The organism is Boudabousia marimammalium, assembly GCF_001936115.1.
Lineage (GTDB): Bacteria > Actinomycetota > Actinomycetes > Actinomycetales > Actinomycetaceae > Boudabousia > Boudabousia marimammalium.
In genome coordinates, this window is sequence record NZ_MPDM01000001.1 from 74,708 (window position 1) to 98,307 (window position 23,600).

The 23,600-nt window shown below is 47.9% G+C and carries 21 protein-coding genes and 1 pseudogene; 10 read left to right on the plus strand and 12 right to left on the minus strand.

What is annotated here, in order from left to right; all coding sequences use genetic code 11:
- Positions 1 to 61: 61 nt before the first annotated feature.
- The 7 genes from BM477_RS00305 to BM477_RS08330 form a co-directional block, all read right to left on the minus strand.
- Positions 62 to 1,345 carry a hypothetical protein gene (locus tag BM477_RS00305; RefSeq protein ID WP_158024329.1) on the minus strand — a complete coding sequence of 428 codons (1,284 nt, stop codon included), beginning with the start codon at positions 1,343 to 1,345 and terminating at the stop codon, positions 62 to 64.
- Positions 1,346 to 1,454: 109 nt separating this feature from the next.
- Entirely contained in the window at positions 1,455 to 2,501 is a 1,047-nt protein-coding gene (locus tag BM477_RS00310; protein WP_075360697.1) for a hypothetical protein, read from the minus strand.
- Between the two features lie 932 nt (positions 2,502 to 3,433).
- On the minus strand, positions 3,434 to 3,721 hold the full coding sequence (locus BM477_RS00315; RefSeq protein WP_075360698.1) for a DUF7701 domain-containing protein: 288 nt from the start codon (positions 3,719 to 3,721) through the stop codon (positions 3,434 to 3,436).
- On the minus strand, positions 3,718 to 4,191 hold the full coding sequence (locus tag BM477_RS00320) for a RipA family octameric membrane protein (RefSeq protein ID WP_075360699.1): 474 nt from the start codon (positions 4,189 to 4,191) through the stop codon (positions 3,718 to 3,720). Before BM477_RS00320 ends, BM477_RS00315 begins: the two co-directional genes overlap by 4 nt.
- Positions 4,188 to 4,565 carry a TIR domain-containing protein gene (locus tag BM477_RS00325; RefSeq protein ID WP_245792773.1) on the minus strand — a complete coding sequence of 126 codons (378 nt, stop codon included), beginning with the start codon at positions 4,563 to 4,565 and terminating at the stop codon, positions 4,188 to 4,190. Before BM477_RS00325 ends, BM477_RS00320 begins: the two co-directional genes overlap by 4 nt.
- A 323-nt stretch (positions 4,566 to 4,888) precedes the next feature.
- A complete protein-coding gene (locus BM477_RS00330) occupies positions 4,889 to 5,857 on the minus strand; it encodes a toll/interleukin-1 receptor domain-containing protein (RefSeq protein ID WP_143230145.1) in 969 nt (322 codons plus the stop codon).
- A gap of 449 nt (positions 5,858 to 6,306) precedes the next feature.
- Entirely contained in the window at positions 6,307 to 6,471 is a 165-nt protein-coding gene (locus tag BM477_RS08330; RefSeq protein ID WP_158024330.1) for a hypothetical protein, read from the minus strand.
- A gap of 374 nt (positions 6,472 to 6,845) precedes the next feature.
- On the opposite strand from BM477_RS08330, the gene BM477_RS00335 reads away from it, so the two are divergent.
- The 3 genes from BM477_RS00335 to BM477_RS00345 all read left to right on the plus strand — a co-directional run bounded on the left by BM477_RS00335 (position 6,846) and on the right by BM477_RS00345 (position 10,602).
- Positions 6,846 to 7,046, plus strand: coding sequence for a hypothetical protein (locus tag BM477_RS00335; RefSeq protein ID WP_075360702.1), 201 nt, complete (start codon positions 6,846 to 6,848; stop codon positions 7,044 to 7,046).
- 223 nt (positions 7,047 to 7,269) lie between these two features.
- On the plus strand, positions 7,270 to 8,784 hold the full coding sequence (locus BM477_RS08445) for a helicase-related protein (protein WP_222842255.1): 1,515 nt from the start codon (positions 7,270 to 7,272) through the stop codon (positions 8,782 to 8,784).
- A gap of 114 nt (positions 8,785 to 8,898) precedes the next feature.
- Positions 8,899 to 10,602: a hypothetical protein gene (locus BM477_RS00345; RefSeq protein ID WP_075360704.1), complete on the plus strand. Its 1,704-nt coding sequence runs from the start codon at positions 8,899 to 8,901 to the stop codon at positions 10,600 to 10,602.
- Positions 10,603 to 10,672: 70 nt separating this feature from the next.
- Here BM477_RS00345 and BM477_RS08585 read toward each other — a convergent pair.
- The 5 genes and pseudogenes from BM477_RS08585 to BM477_RS00365 all read right to left on the minus strand — a co-directional run bounded on the left by BM477_RS08585 (position 10,673) and on the right by BM477_RS00365 (position 12,353).
- Positions 10,673 to 10,962, minus strand: a pseudogene (locus tag BM477_RS08585) (DUF2800 domain-containing protein).
- 32 nt (positions 10,963 to 10,994) lie between these two features.
- Complete coding sequence (locus BM477_RS08505) at positions 10,995 to 11,183, minus strand: DUF2800 domain-containing protein (protein ID WP_245792777.1); 189 nt, start codon at positions 11,181 to 11,183, stop codon at positions 10,995 to 10,997.
- A 214-nt stretch (positions 11,184 to 11,397) separates the two neighbouring features.
- The gene (locus BM477_RS08510; RefSeq protein WP_245792779.1) at positions 11,398 to 11,574 is read right to left on the minus strand and encodes a hypothetical protein; all 177 of its coding nucleotides are present in this window, start codon (positions 11,572 to 11,574) and stop codon (positions 11,398 to 11,400) included.
- 11 nt (positions 11,575 to 11,585) lie between these two features.
- A complete protein-coding gene (locus BM477_RS00360; RefSeq protein WP_075360705.1) occupies positions 11,586 to 11,822 on the minus strand; it encodes a hypothetical protein in 237 nt (78 codons plus the stop codon).
- A 66-nt stretch (positions 11,823 to 11,888) separates the two neighbouring features.
- On the minus strand, positions 11,889 to 12,353 hold the full coding sequence (locus BM477_RS00365; RefSeq protein WP_075360706.1) for an RNA polymerase sigma factor: 465 nt from the start codon (positions 12,351 to 12,353) through the stop codon (positions 11,889 to 11,891).
- A 436-nt stretch (positions 12,354 to 12,789) separates the two neighbouring features.
- On the opposite strand from BM477_RS00365, the gene BM477_RS00370 reads away from it, so the two are divergent.
- The 7 genes from BM477_RS00370 (at position 12,790) to BM477_RS08590 (ending at position 21,747) form a co-directional block, all read left to right on the plus strand.
- The gene (locus BM477_RS00370) at positions 12,790 to 13,569 is read left to right on the plus strand and encodes a hypothetical protein (RefSeq protein ID WP_075360707.1); all 780 of its coding nucleotides are present in this window, start codon (positions 12,790 to 12,792) and stop codon (positions 13,567 to 13,569) included.
- A complete protein-coding gene (locus BM477_RS00375) occupies positions 13,566 to 15,293 on the plus strand; it encodes a DUF2326 domain-containing protein (RefSeq protein WP_222842256.1) in 1,728 nt (575 codons plus the stop codon). Before BM477_RS00370 ends, BM477_RS00375 begins: the two co-directional genes overlap by 4 nt.
- Before the next feature lie 10 nt (positions 15,294 to 15,303).
- On the plus strand, positions 15,304 to 15,534 hold the full coding sequence (locus tag BM477_RS00380) for a helix-turn-helix domain-containing protein (protein WP_075360708.1): 231 nt from the start codon (positions 15,304 to 15,306) through the stop codon (positions 15,532 to 15,534).
- Between the two features lie 4 nt (positions 15,535 to 15,538).
- A complete protein-coding gene (locus BM477_RS00385) occupies positions 15,539 to 17,140 on the plus strand; it encodes an Eco57I restriction-modification methylase domain-containing protein (protein ID WP_075360709.1) in 1,602 nt (533 codons plus the stop codon).
- Positions 17,137 to 20,097 (plus strand): Eco57I restriction-modification methylase domain-containing protein, encoded by a 2,961-nt coding sequence (locus BM477_RS00390; protein WP_075360710.1) that lies wholly within the window; start codon positions 17,137 to 17,139, stop codon positions 20,095 to 20,097. Before BM477_RS00385 ends, BM477_RS00390 begins: the two co-directional genes overlap by 4 nt.
- A 470-nt stretch (positions 20,098 to 20,567) precedes the next feature.
- Positions 20,568 to 20,897 carry a transposase gene (locus BM477_RS00395; protein WP_158024331.1) on the plus strand — a complete coding sequence of 110 codons (330 nt, stop codon included), beginning with the start codon at positions 20,568 to 20,570 and terminating at the stop codon, positions 20,895 to 20,897.
- 547 nt (positions 20,898 to 21,444) lie between these two features.
- The gene (locus BM477_RS08590) at positions 21,445 to 21,747 is read left to right on the plus strand and encodes an integrase core domain-containing protein (protein WP_425425732.1); all 303 of its coding nucleotides are present in this window, start codon (positions 21,445 to 21,447) and stop codon (positions 21,745 to 21,747) included.
- Positions 21,748 to 23,600 lie beyond the last annotated feature (1,853 nt).

Genomic DNA, 23,600 nt, shown 5'->3' on the forward strand with positions numbered 1-23,600 from the left:
ACAGCTATGCTTCGATGACTGCGTCCAGTTCACCAATCCATTGGGCGGGCTGGCGACTGACCTACTGAGCGGGTATTAGACCGGAGACGGTTAAAAACCCTAGCTGCTTATCTAAAGGAATGCTGCCTCGGCCTGTTTCTTGGAAGGTTTGCGCATCGAGCTCAATAATCCGGACTAGTTTTTTCTCCCCTTCGAAACTGTTTCCGAGCAGATAGATTTTCCCGTCCCTAGACTTCGCGGTGGCATCGTAAAGATGATTATCATGGTCAATAAGAGCAACCTTGTTTTGGTGTGAATCAAAGACTTCAAAAACTCGCTGGTCTTCGACCATAAACTTGTCTGTACCTGCCCAAATCAATTTCGTGTATTTTCCTGATGGAACGAAAATTTTTACTAGTTTGCCGTTTTCATATCGGGCGATTGCGTCAGACGGTCCCTTATCAGCTGCCATATGAATTATGGGAGTGTCACCCATCATTTTGACATCATCGAATGCTGTGTACTCTTTGTCTTCTACTAGGTTCTCTAGCTTACCGGTGTTCGCATCTATCACCGCGAACGCTCCATGATAATTGGAGAAATCGCCAGTTTTAGCTAGGGTTTTGCCGCAGACATACAGCTTGTTTTTGTGAAACACCATGCTTTCTACTGAGATAGGTAATGAGAATTCATGAAGTAGCTCCCCGGTGTCCACGCTGATAGCTAAGATCCTGCTGGCAATAGCGGAGCCTCTGGAAACAGAGGGTAAATAGACAATCGAGTCACTTTTCGTTACGGTCGACGGATATAAAAATTGACCTTTCAGAGCGTTTTTCACATTGTTGTTTACTCCGGTTCTGGTTAGAGAGTAGATTTCAACCTTGACGGAGTTAAAGAACCAGAGTGAATCCTCGTCCTGCTTGGGAAAGCTGTTCCCACGGAAAGGTAGCCTACTTGAGCTGACTACGTTAAAATTTTCGTCAACCACTGTGGCGATATTCTGCAGCTCTAGGCGTTCACGGTCTATGTCATCGGAGTTCCCCAAATCCAGAGGTTCTATAGTTTGTTGCACAAAAATAAACTTACCGTCGAGTGGGAACTGTACTTCGTCCATGAGCGGAGCCGGTTTGGAGTTCTTTGCCGAGCCGGGTTTGCTGGGCTGCTCGGGGCTGCTGGAGTGCTCGGGGCTGCTGGAGTGCTCGGGGCGGGACCAGTTGACGACTAGTTCACCTGTGGAGTTAGACCAGCCGATTTCCACGCCTGCGCAGGCACCGAGTACAGATACTAGGGGGATGATTACTGCTAGCAGGGCGTAACGTCGCCCTGCTCTACCTGATCGGTTGTGGGGTAGTGAAGAGTCGGGCACGATTTCTCCTAGGTTTGCTTTACTGAAACCCATCATATTTGTTCTCTACGGGATGTGAATGGTTTTGTTATCCGCTTCGCTAGATTTTACTCAGAGCCAGCAGGCCATTTTATTGCGGAACTAGCGCACCGAGGCGGAACGGGTTCTTGGAGTCCACTAGGATGCTGGCTTCGCTGACTTTTTCCCGTGTTTCCAGGTCAATGGTGAGGGCCCGGAATCGGGCGTTCACATCTTTGGCTTTGCCGGTGACGAAGAGGTACAGTTTGCCGTCTTGGACTTGGGCGGAGTTAAACTCGTTCACATCGCCTAAATCAATGCTATCGGTGGTCTGCCCGTCCGCGGTTTTGGCGAAGTGCAGGCGGTTGCCTTCAAGGTAGACAAATTCTTCCTCGTCCCCCGTGATGAGTCGAGGGCTACCGTTCACGCCGAGGCTGCGGAGTTTGCCGTCCCGATACTCGTAGATTTCCCCGGAGTCGGCGTAGCGTTCACCCAAGGTGACCAGGGTACGGCCGGGCAGCGGCAGGATTTGCTCGAAATTTAGGGGCGAGTCGTAGTCAAAACGGTCCAGGATTTGGCCGGTCAGGGCGTCTATGGTGAGGAGTACGGTACCACCGTCACTGATGGCTTGCCCGGAAACGTAAAGTTTTTCATCCAACAGTTTCATCGCGGAAGCGTTGAGCGGAAGTTCAACCGTGTAGAGGTTCTGCTCGCCAGCTTCAGGGCGGGCCATCAGCTCAGAATTTCGCTGGTCCTGTATCTCCAAATGCCCATTCGTGGCGTAATAGCAGGTGCCGCCACCGCTGGCAATCGCCGCAATCCCCAAGCCGGCAGGCTTTTTGGGGTACTCAGTCAGGATGGTTTTCGTGGGTGTGACGGTCAGCTGCTGGTTGGCATAATTTTGCGCCAAGTGGATTGCCCCCTGATTCGCCGCAATAAACCCTAGCTTGCTGGGCAGGAGGTCACCGGTTTGCTGAATCTTGCCGGCCTCATCAATGACCGTCACATGCGTGAGCGCAGCATCCTCGGAAGATTCAAACAGCAGGAACTTGCCTTCCAGCGGGAAAGTCAAGGGGTTCCCCCGCACGCATCCACCAAGGACGAGGGCGAGCGGCAAAACAGCCGCCAGCAGCAGGCGAAGGTGTCGTGTTCTCAGCATGACGGTGGCTCCTAGATCTGCGGTATTGCTTATGGTTCTAGTGTAAAGGGGCGGCGGGACATTTTAGGGCGCTTAATGCAAACTGTATGCCTAGGTAACGGATCTACAGATTCTACTTGAGCTGATTCCGGAGGCGGAGGCAATCTGCCACAAATAAGATACTTGCATTGAGGTCGTTGTTGGAATCGCAAGGGAGTCCGGCCTGAAACTATCTGGCGGCCCAGGCGCGTAGGTTAATGTTGGAGAGTGTGGGCGTGATGGAACCTAAGGCGCAGCTGATGGAGGAAGCGGATGAGCAGAGTATATTTTTCTGACCCTGCCGATTGATGTTCTTTGAACCCACGAATCTTATTTTCCGGTTCGCTCTTTTCGCTGCCTCATCGTTTGGTTTTAAACTGAATATTTAGCCAATACTTGTTCCAGAAGCAGCGAATCCGTTGACTTTCAGTATATTGTTTCCCCTCACAGTTACTTCTGATTCTAGACCATCTGTTTCGGCGATAAGATTGATGAACTGCGCAGGGCCTTACCTTTGCTATCTCTGATTAAGCGTCAAATAGTCTGAACACTCTCTGCCTAAGATGCTCGATATCCCACTGTGAGTACAAGCGGAACGAACAGATCATCAAAGCATTCTTTAGCCACTCCCGGTGCAATAATACGTACGCTAGTAGTCTGTTTCGACGCAACAGTCGAAACAGAATGTGAGGTGTTGGCGCACACATTCTGATTTATGTTATAAGCTAAGTCAGCAACGCAGGTAAACTTGCCTCCCACGAGGCTATGAGGTGGCGGCTAAACTCGATTATATACCCATCTTGCGCCCCTAACATGGAGACATCTAGAGATTGTACGCAGCTATGCCACCTAACTCGAGAATCCATATCGGACGATTAATGTTAATCTTAGCTACTGCACTGTGGCGTAGCTAGTCAGGAAACTTCGAGTGCTTTCTTTATCGCTAGAAGGAAGGGCTCATCTTGGGCTCTGGTATCTGAGTCGAGTTCTTCGTATGGTCGGATAGCCTCATGGCTCGGATCTTGTCGCATCATCCAGGCTGACCATGCATCATGAACATCTGAGGCAGTGACATCGGATCCTTTTGCCCTCATTAGTACGGCATAGATAACAAATAGCGAATCGGCGTTATCTGGCACAGAGGTGCCCCCTGGGAGGACTTGCTTGATGAGTTCAGCATCTTGTTGTAGGTAATTCTTCATTGGCAAATTACTGCTGTCAGGAGGATTAGGTAGAGGCCACCGAAGACGGCAGGTATGCCTCGTTCTACGGTTCCTAGCTGTTGAAGGCCCACTAGTACTTTAGAACGCTTATCTTCCGGTGGATCATTTTGTCCGAGTTGGTCCCACTCGTCGGTGAAGGGTTTGACGGGCAGGTGTTCATTCTCGATTTTATTGATGACCTTGAATTTCGCCTCGTTCAATCGGCGGTAATTCCGCAGAAGGAACCACCAGCACACTGACACCAAGACGCCTGCTATGCAAACCGATATCGCCATGACAGGATCTAATGCAGGCGTCTTATTGAGCCCGATAACGGCAACCAAGGTCGTGTTAAGCGTCAGGAAGAACGCGTTCGTGGTTGCCCGTCGCGATGAGATACGGTCGGCCATTTCTACAGCTATTTTGTATATCTCAATGACTCGCGAATCAGGAAGTTCGGAGTCGCTCATCGTTTGCCTTGAATAAGCGATTTCAAATTGTTCCACGTCCATTCATAAAGCGTGTCGCTCGACTCCGCTGATGTAGGTAGCCTGACCAAATCCTTGTACCCCGCGAGAAGTAAGTAGGGTACGTTCTCTTCTTTTGCGATGCGAAGTTCGGCGGCGACCCCAGTCGCCGTATCTGTATGACGACCACAAAGAACTATTACTAGACCAGCCGAACGGATACGGCGGCGGGCTTCAGCCCTCCAAGTAGGTGAAGCAGTCTTGATAGACCAGTCTGCAATTTCGAAAGGCGAGTCGGGATACTTTGCTTGGCCGACAAGAAGATCCTTGAGTCTTGCGTCGTGGTCATAGTCGAAACTGATGAATGCTCGTTTCATGATTTATTCCTTTCTTTGAAATTCTATGAGAGTACTTTCTTGATTTCCCAGTTCACCCAGCCATCACGTGTTTGATAAGTACCACAATGTCATCATACTCGAGCTGCGGAGAAAACTGAACGTTTATGTTCTCATCACTTATGGAATCGAAGAACTTCTTAGCTTCCTTGAACCGCAGCTTCTCTGACTCACATAAATTGAACTGCTCTTTGACACCCTTGTTTCAATATTGAAGTTAATTGATATTTCGCTATCTGCGGTTTTGAGCACATACATGAAACCCGAGCTTGTAATGCCGCAAAAATATAGCAACTCCAATTTTCTCAACACCTAAACTCTTTAATAAGAACAAATGACAAGTACAAAAGAAATCCAAATTTCAAAAATCTATATCGCCCAATCTTCTTGGAGTTCTCGCATTCTTCGAGCCAGGGAGCACGAAAATAATTCTCAGCATTCCTTACCATTTTAGGGCTAATTCCGGTGGTCAAAGCGGGTATCCCTAAATCCTCAAGCTGTGAAGCTTTACCAGGATGGGGATTACCTCCCTTAAACTGCTCTTGCACGCCAAACCAGTCAGTTTCAGGCCAGACTGCAAAAACTCTGTCCGCAGAATACTTATCCTTTAAAAAATCAATTATTTTGTCATTGTTCATAGGTGACATCTGGTCTGTATCTGCATAATATACGGCCACAACCTCGTCTGATGATGTTTTCCACACTGACAATGCAAAAGCAGAGATTCCCGTACCAGGATTGAAGAACAGAGGACGCGAATCTAGTAAAGTTGCTCCGTTATTCCTGAACTTATTCAACCTACACCTTTGAAGACGAGAGGTACTAGCCAGATATCTCTTCGGTTCCGACATACCCTGCTGCATATCGATGTTTGTAGATTCATCAACCGATTTCTTTATATTCTGTAAAACTTCTTCATCATAGCTATAACGCCAAGGCAACCACCTTGCCTCAATTGGAACATTCTCAATGCTCATATCTGATGCCAGTAGATAGTAAACTTCACCTTGTGCTCGAATTGAAGCACCAAGTTCAATGAGACAGCTCTTGCTCTTAAAGTAATTACTAGAAGCAAAGATAATTACCATTGGAGCCCCGACTAAGGAACTCATGAAACGCGAATTCTCCATGGCCCCTTCGGGAACTCTAGTGTCCTTATCAGTAAAATGGATATGCCAAGAACTAACCTCGCACTGATTCACCAAAAAATCACAACAAAAGGTTTTGACCTCTGCTACATCTCTCGAAGAATGCGAAATAAAAATACCAGTCATTCAACCCACTACTTTCTATCTACTACCATCTCGGTACCAACTAAATGAGCCCGTTCTTTACTAAACCCTAATAATGTCTTCCCAATGCGGTCAACCTGCAACACCGACTTTCCATAACTGCATAGTACATGTGCTCAGTATCGACTGGTCGGACAAGACCTACTGATTCTAGTTCCTGCAACTTTTTAAACATGGCTACATTATTCGAATCTGGAGGATCAAGATAATCTGCATTCCCATTGCGTGAGGGTTCATAGGTTGGATTAAGACGGTATTGCGACTCTGGTGACTCAAAATGCTTGGAATTGATTTCAATGTATCTAACAATATTGGCGGCTGAGCCGTTCTTAAAGATACAAATCTACTGACGTTGGTTTAAACACCGGTCGCTGCGACCAAGGCCCAAGAGATTGATAAATATGCGCATACACGCTCCCCAGAGTGACAGATCATAGAAGATCCGAAGCACCACCTTCCAGCGCAGCAACCAGATAATTCGTAAATACTCCCGAGCCATCGACTTCTTCAGAATACTGTTTATCCGTGGATGCAGTAAGTTTGCTCACACCTTCCTTTAGCTCCGAAAATCTCGGATTAGCAGTATTACTAGCCACTATGGCAACTATCAATTATGATTATCTTGTTTTTCGCGTCAGAATTAGAGGCGAACCGCATAACCTCATATAAAGCGAAAGACTCTGCGCAATCACCAAGTTCGCGCATTCGACGGCGTATTCAAAGGTTTTGACTCTTCAGATCGTGGCATTCCAGTAGTGACTTGCGGGTCCGATACAACTTTCACTAGCCTAAAAATCGTTGAGAGAACGGCCGCTGAAATGGGAATGTAGTACGAATTCTTTTCATCGTTCCTTCTTTCGCTTTGATGAGTTAAACCCTCCAAGAGCGGTCTCCAGAGTGTGAGCTACCGTTGACAGCTTGGTCAGTCTGCTCAGATGCAAAAGTGAACAAGCGTCAAATGAACTCAGACATGGCAGATATGGTTGTAGCAGATTTGAAGATTCCTTCAGCAACCGATCCTGAAAAACTCGCTTCCTCTTTGAGGGGTGAAGATAGCGTCGACGGTTTACAGGTTGCATTCTTCACCTACCAGTCGATTGACACGATTCATGACGCACAAGAGTTAGTTGGCATTGACTGGAGAGATTTTGACTTAAATCATCTGCGATGAAGCACACCGCACGACTGGAGTCACTCTCAGCGGCGAGGACGGGTGAGTATTCGTTAGAGTACACGACAATGATTTTATCCGGGCGGAAAGACGCCTCTACATGACCGCAACATCTAGACCGTTCCGAGATGAGTTAAGAACGCAGCAAAAGAGCGGGATGCCATTCTCGCTCCTATGGATGAAAAGGATCTCTATATGGGCAGTTGAGGAATTCTCTTCTCTTGTGCGTAATCATTTGCAAGACTTAAATAATCTTGATGATACAGATGATTTGCAAGTCGAGCGCGAACACGTCGATGGCACGATGAACGCGGTCACTCGCGGCGAAAAGCTGTATTGGTTGAAAGCAGAACCGGAAAGCGTAAACCCTGTTTGTAGGATCCTAACGAATGCCCGTTGTTTGAGCGAGGGAGTTGATGTTCCTACTCTTGATGCCATCCTGTTCCTTAATCCGCGTCGCTCACAGGTCGATGTCATCCAGGCTGTTGGACGTGTTATGCGTAAAGCAGAAGGGAAAACGTATGGCTACATAATTCTTCCGGTGACGATCCCGGCAGGCATGTCACCAGAAGAGGCTCTGTCAGATAATAAACGCTACCAAGTAGTTTGGCAAGTCCTACAAGCAATTCGTGCTCACGATGAACGCTTTGAGGCAACCATTAACTCTATCGAGTACAACCACAAAGAACCCGAGAATATTGTCATCGACTACGCTGATTTCACTCCCCATCCTAAGCCTATTCCAGAACCCCGTATCGGCTCTGGCGAGACTTACACTACTGAGGATGATCACAAAGCCTCCACCACGAAACGAGAAAAACAGCCTCCGGAGATTTCAGATTCATCCCGCAAGGAGGGAGGTTCTCCCGCTTCTCCTTCCAACTCTGATAGCGAAGATTCGGCTACCAGATATTCTAATGACGCGCCCCATCTTGGGGAGAGTCCTTCCACAGAGGACGACGAGGACACAGCTGAACCAAATAGTTCTGATATGGACCGGCAATCAGAAGGAAAAGATGACCCGGTAGCGCCAACTAAGACTGAAGAGTCGGATGCTGGCGACGGTTCAGACGAAGATGCGGAAAAGGGAGAGGAAACTCCCTGCACGCCGCCAGCCATTCCGACAATCTCTAAAGATATTCCTGATTCATGGAAAGATCCTTTCTATTCCCGAATTGTTAAGAAGGTTGGTTCGAGGCTGTACTGGGATAACTGGTCAGGGGATATAGCTGACATTGCTAGTAGATATATCAGTCTGATTGAGAGCCTGCTTAAGAATTCAGATCACCGAAAAGAGTTTTCAGAGTTCGTTCACTCGCTTAGGTCCACTTTGAACCCTAGCGTGAGTGAGACTCAAGCTGTCGAAATGCTTGCTCAGCATCTGATCACGAAGCCGTTATTTGATGCTATGTTTGAGGATCAAAAGTTCACTGAGCAGAATCCTGTGTCTATTGCTATGCAAGGTATCGTGGACAAGCTTGCGGATCATGAGGTTTTTGAGAAGGAGCGTCGCCCTCTTGAATCTTTCTATTCAACTATGGTGACTAGAATTAAACAGATTGATAACCTAGCTGGTAAGCAGCAGATTATGGTCACTTTGTTTGATCGGTTTTTCTCAAAAGCCTTCCCCAACATGGCTAGCAAGCTAGGTATTGTATTTACGCCAATACCGGTGGTTGACCACATTATCCGTTCAGCAAATGCGCTTTGCAAACTGCCTTCGGCAAGAGTCTGGTGACGAGGGTGTTTCTGTCCTTGACGCTTTGCATGTGGATTGGATACAAATTGGCTGAACCTATACGCTCACGATGTAAGGGTAGTTTTAAAACAATGAAGTTTAAGGAGTGGCAAAGTGACCAATGACAAAACGGTGCAGATTGATGAGGAAATGCTCCGGAAAATGTTCGATAGAGTTTTTCACACGCATTTAAGATATGCTACAGGGCGCGCGAAGGTTATCTGGCGCAATTTTGTGGATGCTTTCTGTAAAAGGGAGCACCAGAAAGTCGAAACTCTAAAGCATGAGATAGAAGACTGCGCGCATGATAGCCTCCAAATACTTTGTACTGCTTTGGAAGAAATTGACCCTCGAGCATCCTTAGAACTCCTGCTTGGCGAGTGCCACGATCGATTACATTGCTATAATCCCCCAAGGGGAGGAGAGACTTTTTCTATTGCCCGGGGTGCGTGGTTAATTGGGGTTTTCGGCAACGGAAATAACGCTACCCAGTACGAAGCACTCAAGGTGTTCAATAAATACGTGCGTTGGCTTGCGACACACCTCATGTGGTTACACATCTCTTCCATCGCATCTGAGGACGATGATGCACGAATTATTCGTAAAGCTGTTAAGCAGCTTGAAATAAATCGGCTCGTAGAGCCTGAAACGCGCATGATGTGGATCACGGCCGAGATCACAAAAGAAATAGGCAAATGGGTAGAGGCAAATTCCGACAGTTGCAGCATTTCTGACCACCTTAATTCAACAATAGCTGAGCAAATCAATAGAAATGCCACAAGAGCTACCAATGCTTTAAAAGAAGCCGTTGTAAAGGGGGCGAACTCTTTACCAAAAGCATTCAGCGAGATGCTCCTAAATGCGGTGCCGAACGAGATTTTGCAGAAACTAACCGCAACTCACCGCTCAATATCACCTGCCAATATTCAAGATGTATTAAATAGTGACCTCCCGACGTTTTTCCCGCTTGTCGAGATCGATGATAAATATCGAGTACTCGGAAGATCAGCCTGGTTAATGCAACGGGAAGATGCTCTGTTACAGCTGTGTATGCAGGCGAGCCCACAGCATTCAAGAGGTAAGGTTTTCGAGGATGTCACTGCTGCTTTGCTTCAAAAATGGGGTCCTGCCGATATCGATTGGCGTTCCTCCGTGAGTTTGGTAGATCCTAGAAGTTCGAAGAATCCCGACGACATCGACGTGTTTGGTTCTGCTACACAAACAGTATTCATTGGCGAGTGTAAAGCCAATCGATTATCTGTCAACAATTCAAGCGTTGCTGCAAATTTCGACGCCGTAGTTTTAACCAAGGCCACTTCACAACTCGCTACCAGAACAACGCACTGGAAAAGCGGCTGGCGTCCTTCTAATTCTGATAAGGCTTTTGCCGACAAAGTTGCAGGTTTCATTACAACTTTCTCTAGTTATGGCGGGTTACTTTGGAGTTCCACCGAGATTGGAGATAAAAACTCTTCAGTAAAGTTCGGAATTTTTCCGCTGCATTCACTAGTCCTTGCCATCAGCGCTCTCAAGACTCCAGACCAACTCGGGAGTTACCTCGAATTTCGAGTGAATTCCACGGTGTTAGGTGTGAATAATTTTGACGAGCTTGAATACATGCTCAGTTTCCTAAGTAAAAGGGATGATAGGATAAAGGTCGTACAAGATGGCGCAACAATTCTATTTCGCCAATATGAATTAGACGATAGCGGAATGTGGATTGACCCACGAATTTACCGAGATAAGAAAAACTGGAAAGATGAGTTTGTGTTAGATCTGTGGGGACATACGGAGCCCATAACCCCGCCTGCAGAATGAATCGTTGTCTGCCCCTGAACGCGTAAGTGATGGTGACGTCCATTTTAACTTCGGCGTGGTTGGTCGATCGTCACCGTACCGTCTCGATGTCGTAGAGGTTCCCGAAGGTGTGGAGCGCTCCGAAGGCATACAACATCAGCTGCGGACTCCGTTCGGCTTCGACGAATACGCACATGCCGTGCTTGAGATCGATAATCTGCATGGTTGGTTCTGCAATGATAACGTAGCCACCGGTGCCGAACCTCTAGGCACAATGTGGGAGAATTCGAGGCGATGCTCAATCAGCACTTGCGCATCATTACAGGTTTCATCGGCGATGGAGATGCGTTCTAGTAAGGCAGCGACATAGTCGTCGGTCAAGGTTATATCTCGTCGTTAATCCACTCAGAGGCTTACCTTTTCGACTGCTGCTTGAGTGTTCGCCGGACTTTGTGCTCAGACAGGACGTGAGTGACGGCACCTTGTTCGGCAGCATTCGACGTCGACTCCAGCTCATCGCACTCCAGATGTGCCGACGGTGCGCAGTTGAGCCATCTATGAGCACCCGACGCTGAGAGTAGAGCGTGGTCGGACGGCGCCATCAGCAATCTCCCTCGCCTGTTCGAGTAGCCAACTGAACTTTGCTGGGTCCACCGCTGAGAGCCTTTCCGCACCGGCTTCGACAATCAGTTCACGCACCTTCACCGTGTGACCTTGTGCTGAGAACTGCGCGAGCACGCCGCGCACGTCCTCCAACGACACGGCCGGTTCTGGCTCGTGCTCGGGAGTAAGAAGTTGTTGCTGTGGAGAAGCTGGCTAAGTGTTTGACGGCTCGGCGAGTGGATGCGCGGTAGCTGATCGTTCGCCGCTCATTCCGGCATGGTCCTCGAAGGAGTCCCACACTTTTTGCTCGATGTCCTGATTCAACGCGACGAGCATCTCAACCGCGCCATTGATCGAATCAATGAGGAAGTTTGTGTCGCTGATATTCATCGCGCGTCACCTCACGAGCGGCCATCAAGTGCATCGGCCAGTGCCATGAGATCGTCGATGGGTTCAACGATCTGGATTTCGACGTTGGTGGTCTCTGATCCGGGCAAGAGGATCACCATCTTGTGGGCAGGTGTGGTGGTGCCGAAGATGGCGCGCACCATCCGCTTAGTAACGCGGATTTCCTTTGCGGACAGTGCCGCATCTGGGTTGGGGTGTTTACCGATCTTGAGCTTGAGCTTGGTACTCATTTGTTTAGTCCTTCCTGAGCAGCGCCGTGTGCCTCGCTCGCAGGAAGGCCACAAAGGACTCTGGAGTTACCCCCCCCCCGCCGAGACCAGTCCGTCACGGAGGCGCTCGCTAGCTTTCTTCAACGTTTTTGAGATCGCCACTTTCGACACACCACGTGCCGCTGCCACCTCCACGGCAGGGTGCTGTTGGATGTGGACGGCGATGAATACTTCCCGCTGCACAGGAGGCAGCTTCTTGATCAGATTGGCCAGCAACTGGCCAACAGCACGGAGTGCTTGTTCGTGCTCTGTAGCGGTTTCGTTCTCGTACACGATGTCTTCAGCCGGCGATGCGGTTCCGGCTTCCTGATTGCCATAGGCGTTGTAGACATCCCACGAGCAGAATTTGATGCCTTTGTGGTCTTGATGGTGGCATCCGTGTTCGTTTCTGTATTCAATCCGGTCAAGATCAGCAACGATCTCGATCCAACGGTCCTCGACCTCAACAACGATTGGATCGCCGAGAACGGACGTATAGGTAAGGGATCCCATGAGTGGGGTTCCGTTCTTGTAAAGGGAGACCCACTCGAGGAAGCAAGCTCGGGTGTCAACCCATCAAAGGCCGCGACAGGGTAGAGAAACGAGAAGGCGGGCACCCACAACGGGATAGCTGCCATTTGTTTCTCTTAATGGTTGACGGCCTTGTGTGATCAGCAAGCGGAACCTTGTAGGAGCACCTGCCACGGATGTGGCTGGTTCACTCCGTCATGTTCACGCCATCGACTGCGTGAGCCCTACTCTTCGAAACACCGCGTCGAGAGACCGCGCTCGTGTCGTACCGACCTTCTGCCGCATGGTGCAGTAGAATGCGAAGAAGTTCTTCACGAACGCGATTCAACGTTGTGTTGTCCGAAAAGCTGTTTTCAGACTACAAACATTGCTGTTCGCTGCCGTGAGAAAACATGAGACTTTTGAGGGCAGGAGGGTGATGAAGTTATTTGAGCTGGCTGACACACCTCATCCACTTGTTCCTAGAGGTCTTGCTCACGCTCCGTATTTGCGGGAGCTGATTTCGATGTTCACGACCGTGACCGAAGCCGAGTGGGTAACGCGCGCTGGCCCTTACACATTGCCCAGTGATGCGACGTTGGAGAGGATAGCCTTAACTGACAAGGTATTTACGAAGAAGCTAGCCAAGGCGATCACTGCCCGTTGGAGAATCAAGAATTTCGTCACCATGATCGACGGTCTTGAACTTGAGACTCAGCAGTTGATCACTGCTAACATCGCCTCCTACGGCGAGCGGGTTCGGCTCGATCGTTTCCCTGACGATGTAGCACGGCTCCTTGTCGAGATCTTTCAAGCGAAAGCGGGCACCGATAACGGGAAGATTAAGGTACTTGCCGATATCACTATGCAAGCAGCTCGCATGCGTTATGAGAAACTTCTTCTCGCACGCTCGCGCGGCTGTGCAAAGTGCGGCAGGCCGCTAGGTATCTCCTCCCACGACCGGCAGGCCGACTCAGATTCGATCATGTTCCTTGACTCAGACGAGGATGGATACACGGCTGATGACTTCGCCGCCTTGTACAAGCCATATGGCAAGAAATACGAGTTCAGGCACACGCCGCAAGATATCGCCGAATTGTGCCGATCCAACGTGTCGCTGTTGTTAAATGATCAAGTTGATGAATGCGCCTGCGGTGTCGTGGTATCGTTCCTGACCCAGATCTGTGATCTGTTCAAGCCCCGGAGGCAGATACTGTGATCCGTCTGCCGAACAAACTCTACCGTTTCAATGAATCCGTGCTTGCCGACTTCGTCACTATCCTCAAAGCCGTAAACAACTACCCGATCTCAATTTTGGAACTCCACCGCGTCCCAGCACCAGATCTACACACCAAAGATTTCATCGACGCTCTGACGCTGCTGCAAATCATCGATTTCGTATACTCAGGCAACGATTTCCTCAAATCCGAAGCGGTGCTGTTCCCACAAACAGTCGGGCACCACACCATCTACGTCACCCTCCACTTCGACGGTAAAGATCACCATTTCAGCCGAGCAACCAATCAGCATGGTTTCGTCACCCGCTACAACGACCCTGCGTGGAAATACGCAGAAGAAGAGCTCGACATCGACGACTACCAGAGCTTCCTTCTCGAGCATTACGCGCTGCAACAGACGGGGGGGACGTGGTGTGAACTCGTCGGACGGTTCAGCCGTGTCGATGGGCGCAACATGGCCTTACTGGATCGACCTTTGACTGCAGCTGCTGGAGCGAACGACACCGATGGAGCCAAAGCACAACTGGATTTGTTCGGTGTCTACGACGAGATCGAACGCATCCAATCTCGCTACGGCCAGGTGAACAAAGAAGCCTCCATGCTCAACGCCATGGCCAAGGGAAAGTACTCCAGCTACATCAAGTTCACCACGAAGAGAGAACGCAACGCAGCTCAACGAGAACTGATCGAAGCTCAAAGCGAGGCCAAGCAGTTGCGCACCCACGTTGACCTAGATCTTTTCCAGGCCAAGCGGAAAGCACGACAAGAACAGGTACTAAAACGCGCACAGACGCGCCCGCTGGTTCAAGAATTCGATGCGATCAACAGCCACCTAGCGATCGTGGAGGCCACGCTTTCTGGCAAGACCCTGATCACCACCCGCTATCTCGGCGAATTCCACAAATTCTTCCCCGATGCTAACCGTAAGCCCCTAGAGACGATCGAGTACTACCATCATCAGTTCGCTGGAATCCTCGAAGAACAACTGCTTGAACAGCAACGTTGTCACCCTTCCCAGGCCGCCGCGCTGATGCTGGCCATCGACAACCTCAAAGGTCAAATTTTGGCGTTGGGGGAATCAGTCTCGCTTGATGATGAAACCTACGGACAATCCACCAGAGTGCAAGCACGGATAAGTCGGCTCGATGAACAAAGCCGCGCCTTCGACCGCAACGAGGAGCTCAAGGCAGAAAGCAAAAAGCTCAAGCAGGATATCGCCGAAGTCATCCCGAGCCTACTCGGGAATCTGACTGACACAATCAACGCACAGATAAAAACCACCAATGACGTGCTCTACCCAAATCAACATCGCAAGAGCCCACAATTCTCATTCAAGGCAGCAACAAAAAGCGTGTCCTACAGCTTCCCCCACAACGGAGATCGAGGATCTGGATCCAAAGTTAAAAACCTTATCATTTTTGATCTCGCCGCGCTCACTACTACACCATTGCCGTTTGTCATTCACGACTCGGCAATGATAAAATCCGTGACTTTTGCACAAGTGCGTGAGCTACTCAACGTTTACGCCCAGACTCGAACCCTGACCAGCGGAGCACACGAATCCAAACAAGTTTTCTTCTCGTTCGATGCCACCAAGGCATGCGGCATGGGAACAGAACACACGTGGCCGAAAACCAGATCATTCACCTCGGTGAAGACACCGAAGCACTCTACGGATTCACGTGGAACACCGAGGCAGAAGTAGACGAAATAAAGTGACTATAACTTTCAAACCCTTGTGGAAACTCCTCATCGACCGCGTAATGACACGCGGAGATCTACGCCACCAAACCGGGCTGTCTCCAGCAGCAATAGCTAAACTCGGGCGTGACGGGAAGGTCACCACCAACTTTCTAGCGCGAATCTGCGCCGCGTTAGATTGCAAGATTTATGAGATCTGTGGTATGCGGTCAAAGACAAATTCTGTTAAGTTGAAAGAAAATTAATCGTATGAAGATGGCTGAATTTGAAACTTCTGAAAAACTACGAGGGGGATTTTACACTCCATGGGCGGTAGCAAACTTTCTTGCTACGTGGGCAACTACTAGAGCAGAATCTGTGTTAGAGCCATCATCTGGTGACGGAGTTTTCCTTGAAGCGATGTCTCACCTTGCTTTTGGTCCACGCAAAGTCACAGCAGTAGAGCTCGACAGTGTAGAGGCGCGAAAATCTAGGGAAAGGCTAGACCGACTAGATGGTCAAGTAATCAACATGGATTACTTAGATTTTGATCCCGATACAAAATTCGACGCAATTGTTGGCAATCCACCTTTCATCAGGTATCAATATCTCAGCGCTCATTCCCAGCTTAAAGCTAAGAATTTATACGCTTCCCAAAACCTATCTTTCACTAAACGCACAAACGCATGGGTACCGTTTCTTATCAAGGCGCTCACAGAACTCAGCCCCGGGGGCAGGTTAGCAATGGTTATTCCTGCAGAAATCCTAAACGTGTTACATTCAGGTGCGGCTAGGGAATTTCTCCTCCGTACGTGCGAACGCATTCTTGTGCTAGACACCGATGAGCTTCTCTTTGACGGCACACTACAGCGAATTGTGCTTGTGGCAGCGATACGGAGACAAGAGGGAAGCACTCAAAAACCTTTGCTTGCCTTTGAGAAAGTCACTTCTGACGACTTCTCGAAAATACCTCTTTCTAAAATTTTTGATCTCGCGTGTTTTACTGAATATGATGTTAGCCCCGAAAAATGGATGGACGGACTGTTAAGCGCCGAAGAAAGAGAAGCTTTTCACTTGCTCTCTGCCAACGATAGCGTTAAAAACTTTTCAGACATCGCAAAAGTCCAAGTGGGCATCGTTACTGGAGCAAATTCGTTTTTCGTGGTATCAAAGTCGATAGCAGACAAATACTCCCTGTACGATTATTTGCGTCCTATTTTTGGCCGAAGTTCCCATGTTCATGGCCTGTCGTATTCAGAGACAGACCATCTCCGCAATCTTGAATCTGACCTTCCTTGTCTTTTTCTAGATTTGAACGGATGTAGTTGGAAAGATCTTCCTCTGGGGGTTCGAAGCTATTTGGAGTTAGGAGAGTCACAAGGACTTCAAATGCGTTACAAGACGAGGATTCGTGAACCATGGTGGCAGGTTCCGTCGGTATATTCAACTAACATTGGCTTACTTAAACGTGCGCATGAAGCTCCACGACTCATCTTCAATGAACTGGAGGCACTCACAACCGACACAGCTTATAGAATAACTTCAACGCTTCAACCGACACAGTTAACCTTAGGGTGGATAAATTCACTGACGCTATTGGCCTGTGAACTAAACGGAAGAACTTACGGTGGCGGAGTCTTAGAACTTGTGCCGAGCGAAATTCGAAAAACGCCCATTCCGATTCTCAGGGATACAAGTGCTTTTGAAGCTGTTGACTGGGCATTACACGAGGGTACCTCCATTAGAGAACTGCTCCCAAAACAAAATACGCTCATTGCATCAGCAATAGGAGTCGATCGCGAGATCTTGGACGTGATGGAGAAAGCAAGAAATAAGATGCTAAATCGGCGAACTAGGAATGTAGGGAAATGAAAACTATCGAAAATCAACTCTCGCAGTTAGCTGATTCTTTTCGCGCAGGCGAACAGATTTATACGGATGCTTCACATTACACCGAGGCAGAGACTCGCCTCGAGTTCATCGACAAGCTGTTCATATTGCTTGGGTGGGATGTCAATAACAACGCCTTGTTATACCCTTCGAAACGTGAAGTAGTCGTGGAAAGGACTAACCGTAATAGCCAGCGCCCAGACTATACATTTCGCATTCATGGAATCCCTAAATTCTACGTTGAAGCTAAGAAGCCATCTGTAAAAATTGATGAAGATACTTCGGCTATTTTTCAAGCTCGCCGATACGGATACACGGATGAGCATCCTATTGTCGTATTGACCAATTTCCGGCTGCTCTTAATTTATGATGCATCTGTTCCAGTCGATGAACAGTGCGACCGGCCCGAAACGGGATTACTCTTCAAGATTAAATACACGGAATTAAAGAATGAGTACGAGACACTTTCTAAGTATCTTTCCCGCGCAAGTGTAGGTACCGAGGAATGGGAAGAGCTTGTTTCCGCACACAGACCCGTCCAATATCTCCCTGCCGGAACACAGTTTCTTCAACATTTGCGACAATGGCGGGTCGAGTTGGGTGCTAGTATACTGACGAATCAGCCATCTATAGATGAGACCAGTCTCAACGATTTGGTGCAGTTGATAATCAACCGTTTCCTTTTTATTCGAATGTGCGAGGACCGCGGGCTCGAACTCAAAGATGAACTGCGAAATAGAGCCAGCAAAGATATCGTGTCCGTAAATGCGTTATTTGCGCAAATGGATAAACGATACAATACAGGCTTGTTCAAGCAATCACCGAATAATCGCAGTCCCTTATCTATGGTGGGCGGAAACACACTGCTGGATATTATTGACCGCCTATATGCGCCGACATCACCGTTTTCATATGCCGTTTTAGATGCAGAATTTCTAGGAAGAGTATACGAACAGTCCCTTGTAGAGGGGCTCCGTATCGGTCAAAGTGAGTCCGGTGTCCCTACAGTAACTCTTCAGAAAAAGTCTCAATATTTGCACAGAGACGTTGTAACAACGCCGCAACCGCTCGTAGACGCTGTCGTCGAGCAAGCTCTCAATGAACTTGATGACTCAGTGGTGTGTCCAAAAATTCTCGATTTTGCGATTGGGTCAGGTCGTTTTCTTGTTACCGTTTATCGGAAGCTTGTAGATTTGGCAGTTACTAGTAAACTGGCTTCTAACAACGAATCTAGCTTAGTCAAACGAGCCCCCAACGACTATACACTTCCGTTTACCGATAAAGTGAAAATAGCGAGAAGGCAATTGTTTGGGATTGATATTGATTTCAATGCAGTTGAAGTTGCTAAGTTCAGCATTCTTGTGGCCCTGCTTGAGGATGAAACTCTAGAAACTCTCCCCACAGGTAAGGGTATTCTGCCTGATATAGGAAACAACATTATTCATGGGAATAGCCTTGTGCGCCCTTCCCTGGAACATCCCGACTGGGTTGACGACCCTATCTATGCCATCGATCTCATAGGAGCAGGTTTTAATGATTTTGATGTTGTTTTAGGGAACCCGCCGTACGTTTCTACTGAAGACATGCGAAAGATTAACCAGAACGAGTTCACAATTATCGAGTCTTCATATTCCTCTCTTCTTCGTCAATGGGACAAGTACTTTGCTTTCGTGGAATTTGGCATCACTAAGCTGACAAAACATGGTGTTATCGGTGTGGTGATTCCAAACAAGTGGATGACAGTCGTTTCTGGGGCCTTGTTTCGACAGCTCTTGGCATCAAACGTTCATGTAATTTGGCTACAGAATTTCACTTACCACCCGGTTTTTGAAGAAAAGCAGATTTATGTTTGTGGTCTTGTGGCTAGTAAAGACAAGAAGTCTAAGATCATGTATGCTGAACCAACCTCTGTTGATGAAATCTCTACTGTAACACCAATGTACCCATTGGAACGTGACGATTGGCTGCCCTCGCCGTCCTCGGAACCCTGGGTGCTCCCTGCAAATGCACGTCAGGAAGCAATTCTTAGAGCAATCCGACAAAATTCAATCAAACTTAGTGAGATTGTCGAACCCAAAAACGGGCTACAAACGTCTGCAAATGATGTCTTTTTAATTAAGAATGCCACTAAAAACAATGATGGGACCGTAACGTTTTCAGCGAGACTTCGTGGTTCCAAGCGCTCAAGTGTTTGGACAATCGAGAGCGACCTATTAGTTCCTTATCTTGATGATTCGAAGGGAGTCCAATCTTTTCAGTACGTCGAAAGCGATTCATATCTCCTATTTCCATATTGTGATGACCCTTCACGACCTTCGGGCAAGTCCTTAATCTCCGAACAAACTATAAAGAAACAGTATCCGCTAACGTACCAATATCTTGTCGCATATAGAGAGCGACTCCTCAAGCGAGACAAAGGAGCTCAGCGGCAGATGAAGGACGGTGGGGCGTTTTATGCCTACGGACGAGGGCAAGCTCTCGGTTACGCAACTCAACATCCAAAGATATTTTATTCAGTTAATCAACGTGGCGACAAATATGGCCTGGACAGTCAAGGAATCGCTTTCCAATCTGGTGGCACTGCAGGAGAGGTCGCATTATTCCCTCGAGACACCGGCTATGACTTGGATTTTGTCCTTGGATTGCTAGCCCAACCTGAAATCGAACTGTTCCTGCGTAAACGTGGTAGCCCATTTAGGGGAGGGTTTTTTGCCCGCGGCACGGATGTAATCTCATCGGTGCCGGTTCCGAAATTGGATTTTAATATTCAAAATGATCAAGCTTTTCATGATGAGGTTGTTTCTCATGTTCAAGCCATCCGAAATATCGGCTTGTCCTTAGCAACTGGTCAAAGGCAGATAGAGATGAAGGAAAGACGAATGAATCAGAGGAAAGAAATTTTGGCGAACTTATTCCAAAATCGGTGGGGTCTGGTTTAGAAGGCAAAGCCTACGGAATTCAACCTACGAAGAAATACTGCATAGAGCTTAGGTAATTCGCATATCTTTTGAGGGCAGGTCTCCTCTACGAATTACAGGTGCAGGCGATGCCCATTCTCCGCACGAAATTGTACCCCGATATAGCATCAAGTTTCGCGTAGCCACAGTCCATTTGAGCCGTGCTCAGACAGGCTCCCAGTAACCTAATTTTGTATTTGATCCGCTCCCGTTCCCGAGCCATTTGTCAGAACTGGAATCTTTGCGACTAAGATTTCGTTGTCTGGAATAATCTCTCCTGCGCAGTTAGGGCACAAGTACAAGCATGAAATCTTTGCGAACCTGATTGTTCTGTGTTCTCACTATATTGTTGCTATCAATATAGAGCCCGTATACAGGGAAACCGTGATTGAGCAAGGGTTTTTAAGATGAACATTTAGAGTGCCCTAAGTGTTTAGGTCCAGGTGACTTGAGTGTTGTCTGTTTATACCCTGCCTGTGGGTAGGGAGAATGGATCAATGGTGAAAAAGTTTAGTAAACACACTCCAGAACAAATTGTTCGTAAGCTTGATAAGGCTCGGCAGATGAGAGAATCAGGATCGAGCACTGTCCAGATCCTGACCGTACTTGGAATTAGTGAAGCCACACTACACCGATGGCAAGCTACTTACGGTTCGATGAGCAAGAGTGAGGCTAAAGAGTTACAGCGTTTGCGTGAAGAGAACTCACGTCTCAAGCGCCTTTTAGGTCAGGCAGAGCCGGAAAAAGCGGCGTGGAAGGAATTGTCGGAGGGAAACTTTTAAGCCCAGCTCGCCGCCACGATGCGGTATGACATCTGATCGAGCTGGGCTATTGCCAAAGATTGGCTTGCCTGATTGTTGGGCTCTCACGCAGCGCTTACCAGCGTGCCAGAGCAGATGATGACAAGCCTGATAAGTACGCGTCTTTGCGCGAGTGGATGCACGAGTTTGCTAAGGATTACCGCCGGTGGGGACACCGGCGTGCTTGGGTTACAGCGCTAGCACAAGGGTATGGGGTGTGTCGGGAAACATTTCGTTGCTTATGGCGTGAGGAAGGCCTACGTGTGTTACCAAGGAAGAAACGTATGCGTTTAACTGGTAAAGATCATCGCGAGGTGCTGCCTAGTCAATACTCCAAAGATGTATGGGCTCTAGACTTCCAGTTTGAGTCGATCTGGCATGGGAAGATAATCTAGATTTGCAACATCATCGATGAATATACCCGTGAACATGTCGCCTTTAGTGTCGATAACAAGCTTGATGCTGCCTCAGTTATTGAGTACTTGACTTGGCATCACTCGTACGTGATGGCAGACTGCGTGTGATCCGGGTGGATAACGGACTTGAATTCATCTCTCACGCCTTACATGAATGGGCTGGCGAGGATGACACGATTCAGGCGTTTATTCCACCCGGCCAGCCTTGGCATAACCGGTTTGTTGAGTCGTCTAGCAACCGGATACGAGATGAACTTCTCGAAGATAACAGCATCGAGAACCTAGAACACGCTCACACATTGGTGGCTCACTGGTCACGGCGCTGCAATAACTTCCATCCACATTCCTCGCTGGGCTACCTCAACCCACGACAATATGCGGAACAATGGAGAGAAGAAAACACGGTCAACCCTTAAACCAACTGGACGGAAAACTAGGCTACGCCATTATCAACTGCTTGTTCTGGATCCTTAAGTCTCATATATTAAGTATCTAATAAATCCTGCCCATACAAAAGTAGCCCAAAATCTGAAAACAAAACGTGTAGGGAAACGAATCGGAATCGAGATTTAAGCAATCCTAGAATCACTAGATGTAAAAGCCAGCAGGTAGCGATAACTATATCCAGCTTAGTTACTTCACTCCCCATACTGTTACGTAGTTTACCTACACAACTATTGTTATCCGGACAACCAATGTATGGCCTTTCTAACCTTGAGTAAATGACTAACTGGAGTGGTTTAGGAATTAAATCCGGTTGGCTTAAGTGCTGACCGTGTTTTCTTGTCTCCATTGTTGCGCATATTCTCGTGGGCTGAGGTAGCCCAGCGAGGAATGCAGATGGAAGTTGATATAACGCTGTGACTATGGTCTATGAGGATTTGGGCATGAGTGAAGTTCTAGATGCCGTTATCTTCAAAGAGTTCATCTCGTATCCGGTTGTGAAACGATCAAACAAACCCGTTACCCATACAAATCACCCTTGGTCTACAACCATTTTCGAGTGATGCCAGAGCAAGTAGCTCGATGCCCGAGGCTGCACCAAGTCTGTCGTCGATAGCGAAAGCAACATGTTCTTGGGTGTACCCCTCAATAATGTCGCGTATTTTGACCATCTTCCCACGCCAAGGTCGGATCGAACCAGAAATCCAGCGTCCACACATCTTTCGGGTGCTGACCAGGTGTAGCCTAACGGAAATCCTTAGTGAACTGGGCATGGAAGTTTGTCTACAATACTTCTTTCGACGCCGCTTTTCTAGCTCGGCTTAACCTAGCAGACGCTTCAGGCACGGTATCTCATCACGCAGCCCGCAACTGTTTAACCTCACTCTTGGTCACCTCTCCACAGGTAGCCGACCAACGCTTCAGCGCCGCTTCACTAATACCCATCTCGGTCAAAATCTAAGTCATGGCAGGTTCGCTCACTTTGAGTTCCCGAGTCTTTTCCAACTTGCGAACAATCTGTTTTGGAGTGCGTTTCGCAAGCTTCTCCATCATTCACCCGTCCTCCCCACAGGCAGGACATCAATGAGCAACGCTCAAATCACTTAGACCAAAAGACTAGAACACTCCAATAGCATGACCAATACTGACAGTTGTGAAGAAAATTAAGTTGGTTAAGCACATTGCTGAGAAGAGAGACTCCCACACGACATGCTTCTCGGTATTGATTAAAAACAGCGGCAAATTACACTAAAGTATGTGTCGTAAACATATTCAATCCCGAAAAATCGTGCAGAGGATAAGAAAATATGACAAACCCGATGCTTTTTATCGTAATGTGCCTGCCTATGATTGTGGCTATGATGTCTACCAGACTTTCGATTTGGTTGAAGAATATACTGCCGGCACCGTTGAGGAATATACTGTCTTATATAGTTCCAATCATTATGATTATTGTACCCCTTCCTGCATATATTCATTTTGGTCCGCGATTTAGCAACGGAACGGAGGCAGTAAAGGTTTTCGTATGCGCTGCGATTTTCATGTATATCACTTCATGTATATCGTATGCCGTGTTTAAAAATGAACGCGACCATTTAGTTAAGAGGGTCTTTTCCCCATTCCTAGCCGGTATCTTTTTTATGTTGTTTTTACACGAAAGGTTACCAGACTTTAATTATCACAACATCGGTCTATTAGAAAAGGGAGCGGCAATTATAATTGGTCTTGCAATTGTACAGGGCGTCACTGGGTATATTGGATATTTTTCTTCCCTATTTTCCCTAGCTAAAAGCCAAACCTCACCTACAACAAATGATGCAAAATA

Excerpts from the sequence above, each read along its gene's own strand:
- BM477_RS00330 (WP_143230145.1), bottom strand. The coding sequence starts at position 5,857 with ATGACTGGTATTTTTATTTCGCATTCTTCGAGAGATGTAGCAGAGGTC.
- BM477_RS00315 (WP_075360698.1), bottom strand. The coding sequence starts at position 3,721 with ATGAAGAATTACCTACAACAAGATGCTGAACTCATCAAGCAAGTCCTC.
- BM477_RS00365 (WP_075360706.1), bottom strand. The coding sequence starts at position 12,353 with ATGGGATCCCTTACCTATACGTCCGTTCTCGGCGATCCAATCGTTGTT.
- BM477_RS08510 (WP_245792779.1), bottom strand. The coding sequence starts at position 11,574 with ATGAATATCAGCGACACAAACTTCCTCATTGATTCGATCAATGGCGCG.
- BM477_RS00310 (WP_075360697.1), bottom strand. The coding sequence starts at position 2,501 with ATGCTGAGAACACGACACCTTCGCCTGCTGCTGGCGGCTGTTTTGCCG.
- BM477_RS08505 (WP_245792777.1), bottom strand. The coding sequence starts at position 11,183 with ATGGCGCCGTCCGACCACGCTCTACTCTCAGCGTCGGGTGCTCATAGA.
- BM477_RS00390 (WP_075360710.1), top strand. The coding sequence starts at position 17,137 with ATGAAAACTATCGAAAATCAACTCTCGCAGTTAGCTGATTCTTTTCGC.
- BM477_RS00325 (WP_245792773.1), bottom strand. The coding sequence starts at position 4,565 with ATGAAACGAGCATTCATCAGTTTCGACTATGACCACGACGCAAGACTC.
- BM477_RS00370 (WP_075360707.1), top strand. The coding sequence starts at position 12,790 with ATGAAGTTATTTGAGCTGGCTGACACACCTCATCCACTTGTTCCTAGA.
- BM477_RS00385 (WP_075360709.1), top strand. The coding sequence starts at position 15,539 with ATGAAGATGGCTGAATTTGAAACTTCTGAAAAACTACGAGGGGGATTT.
- BM477_RS00320 (WP_075360699.1), bottom strand. The coding sequence starts at position 4,191 with ATGAGCGACTCCGAACTTCCTGATTCGCGAGTCATTGAGATATACAAA.
- BM477_RS00335 (WP_075360702.1), top strand. The coding sequence starts at position 6,846 with ATGGCAGATATGGTTGTAGCAGATTTGAAGATTCCTTCAGCAACCGAT.
- BM477_RS00360 (WP_075360705.1), bottom strand. The coding sequence starts at position 11,822 with ATGAGTACCAAGCTCAAGCTCAAGATCGGTAAACACCCCAACCCAGAT.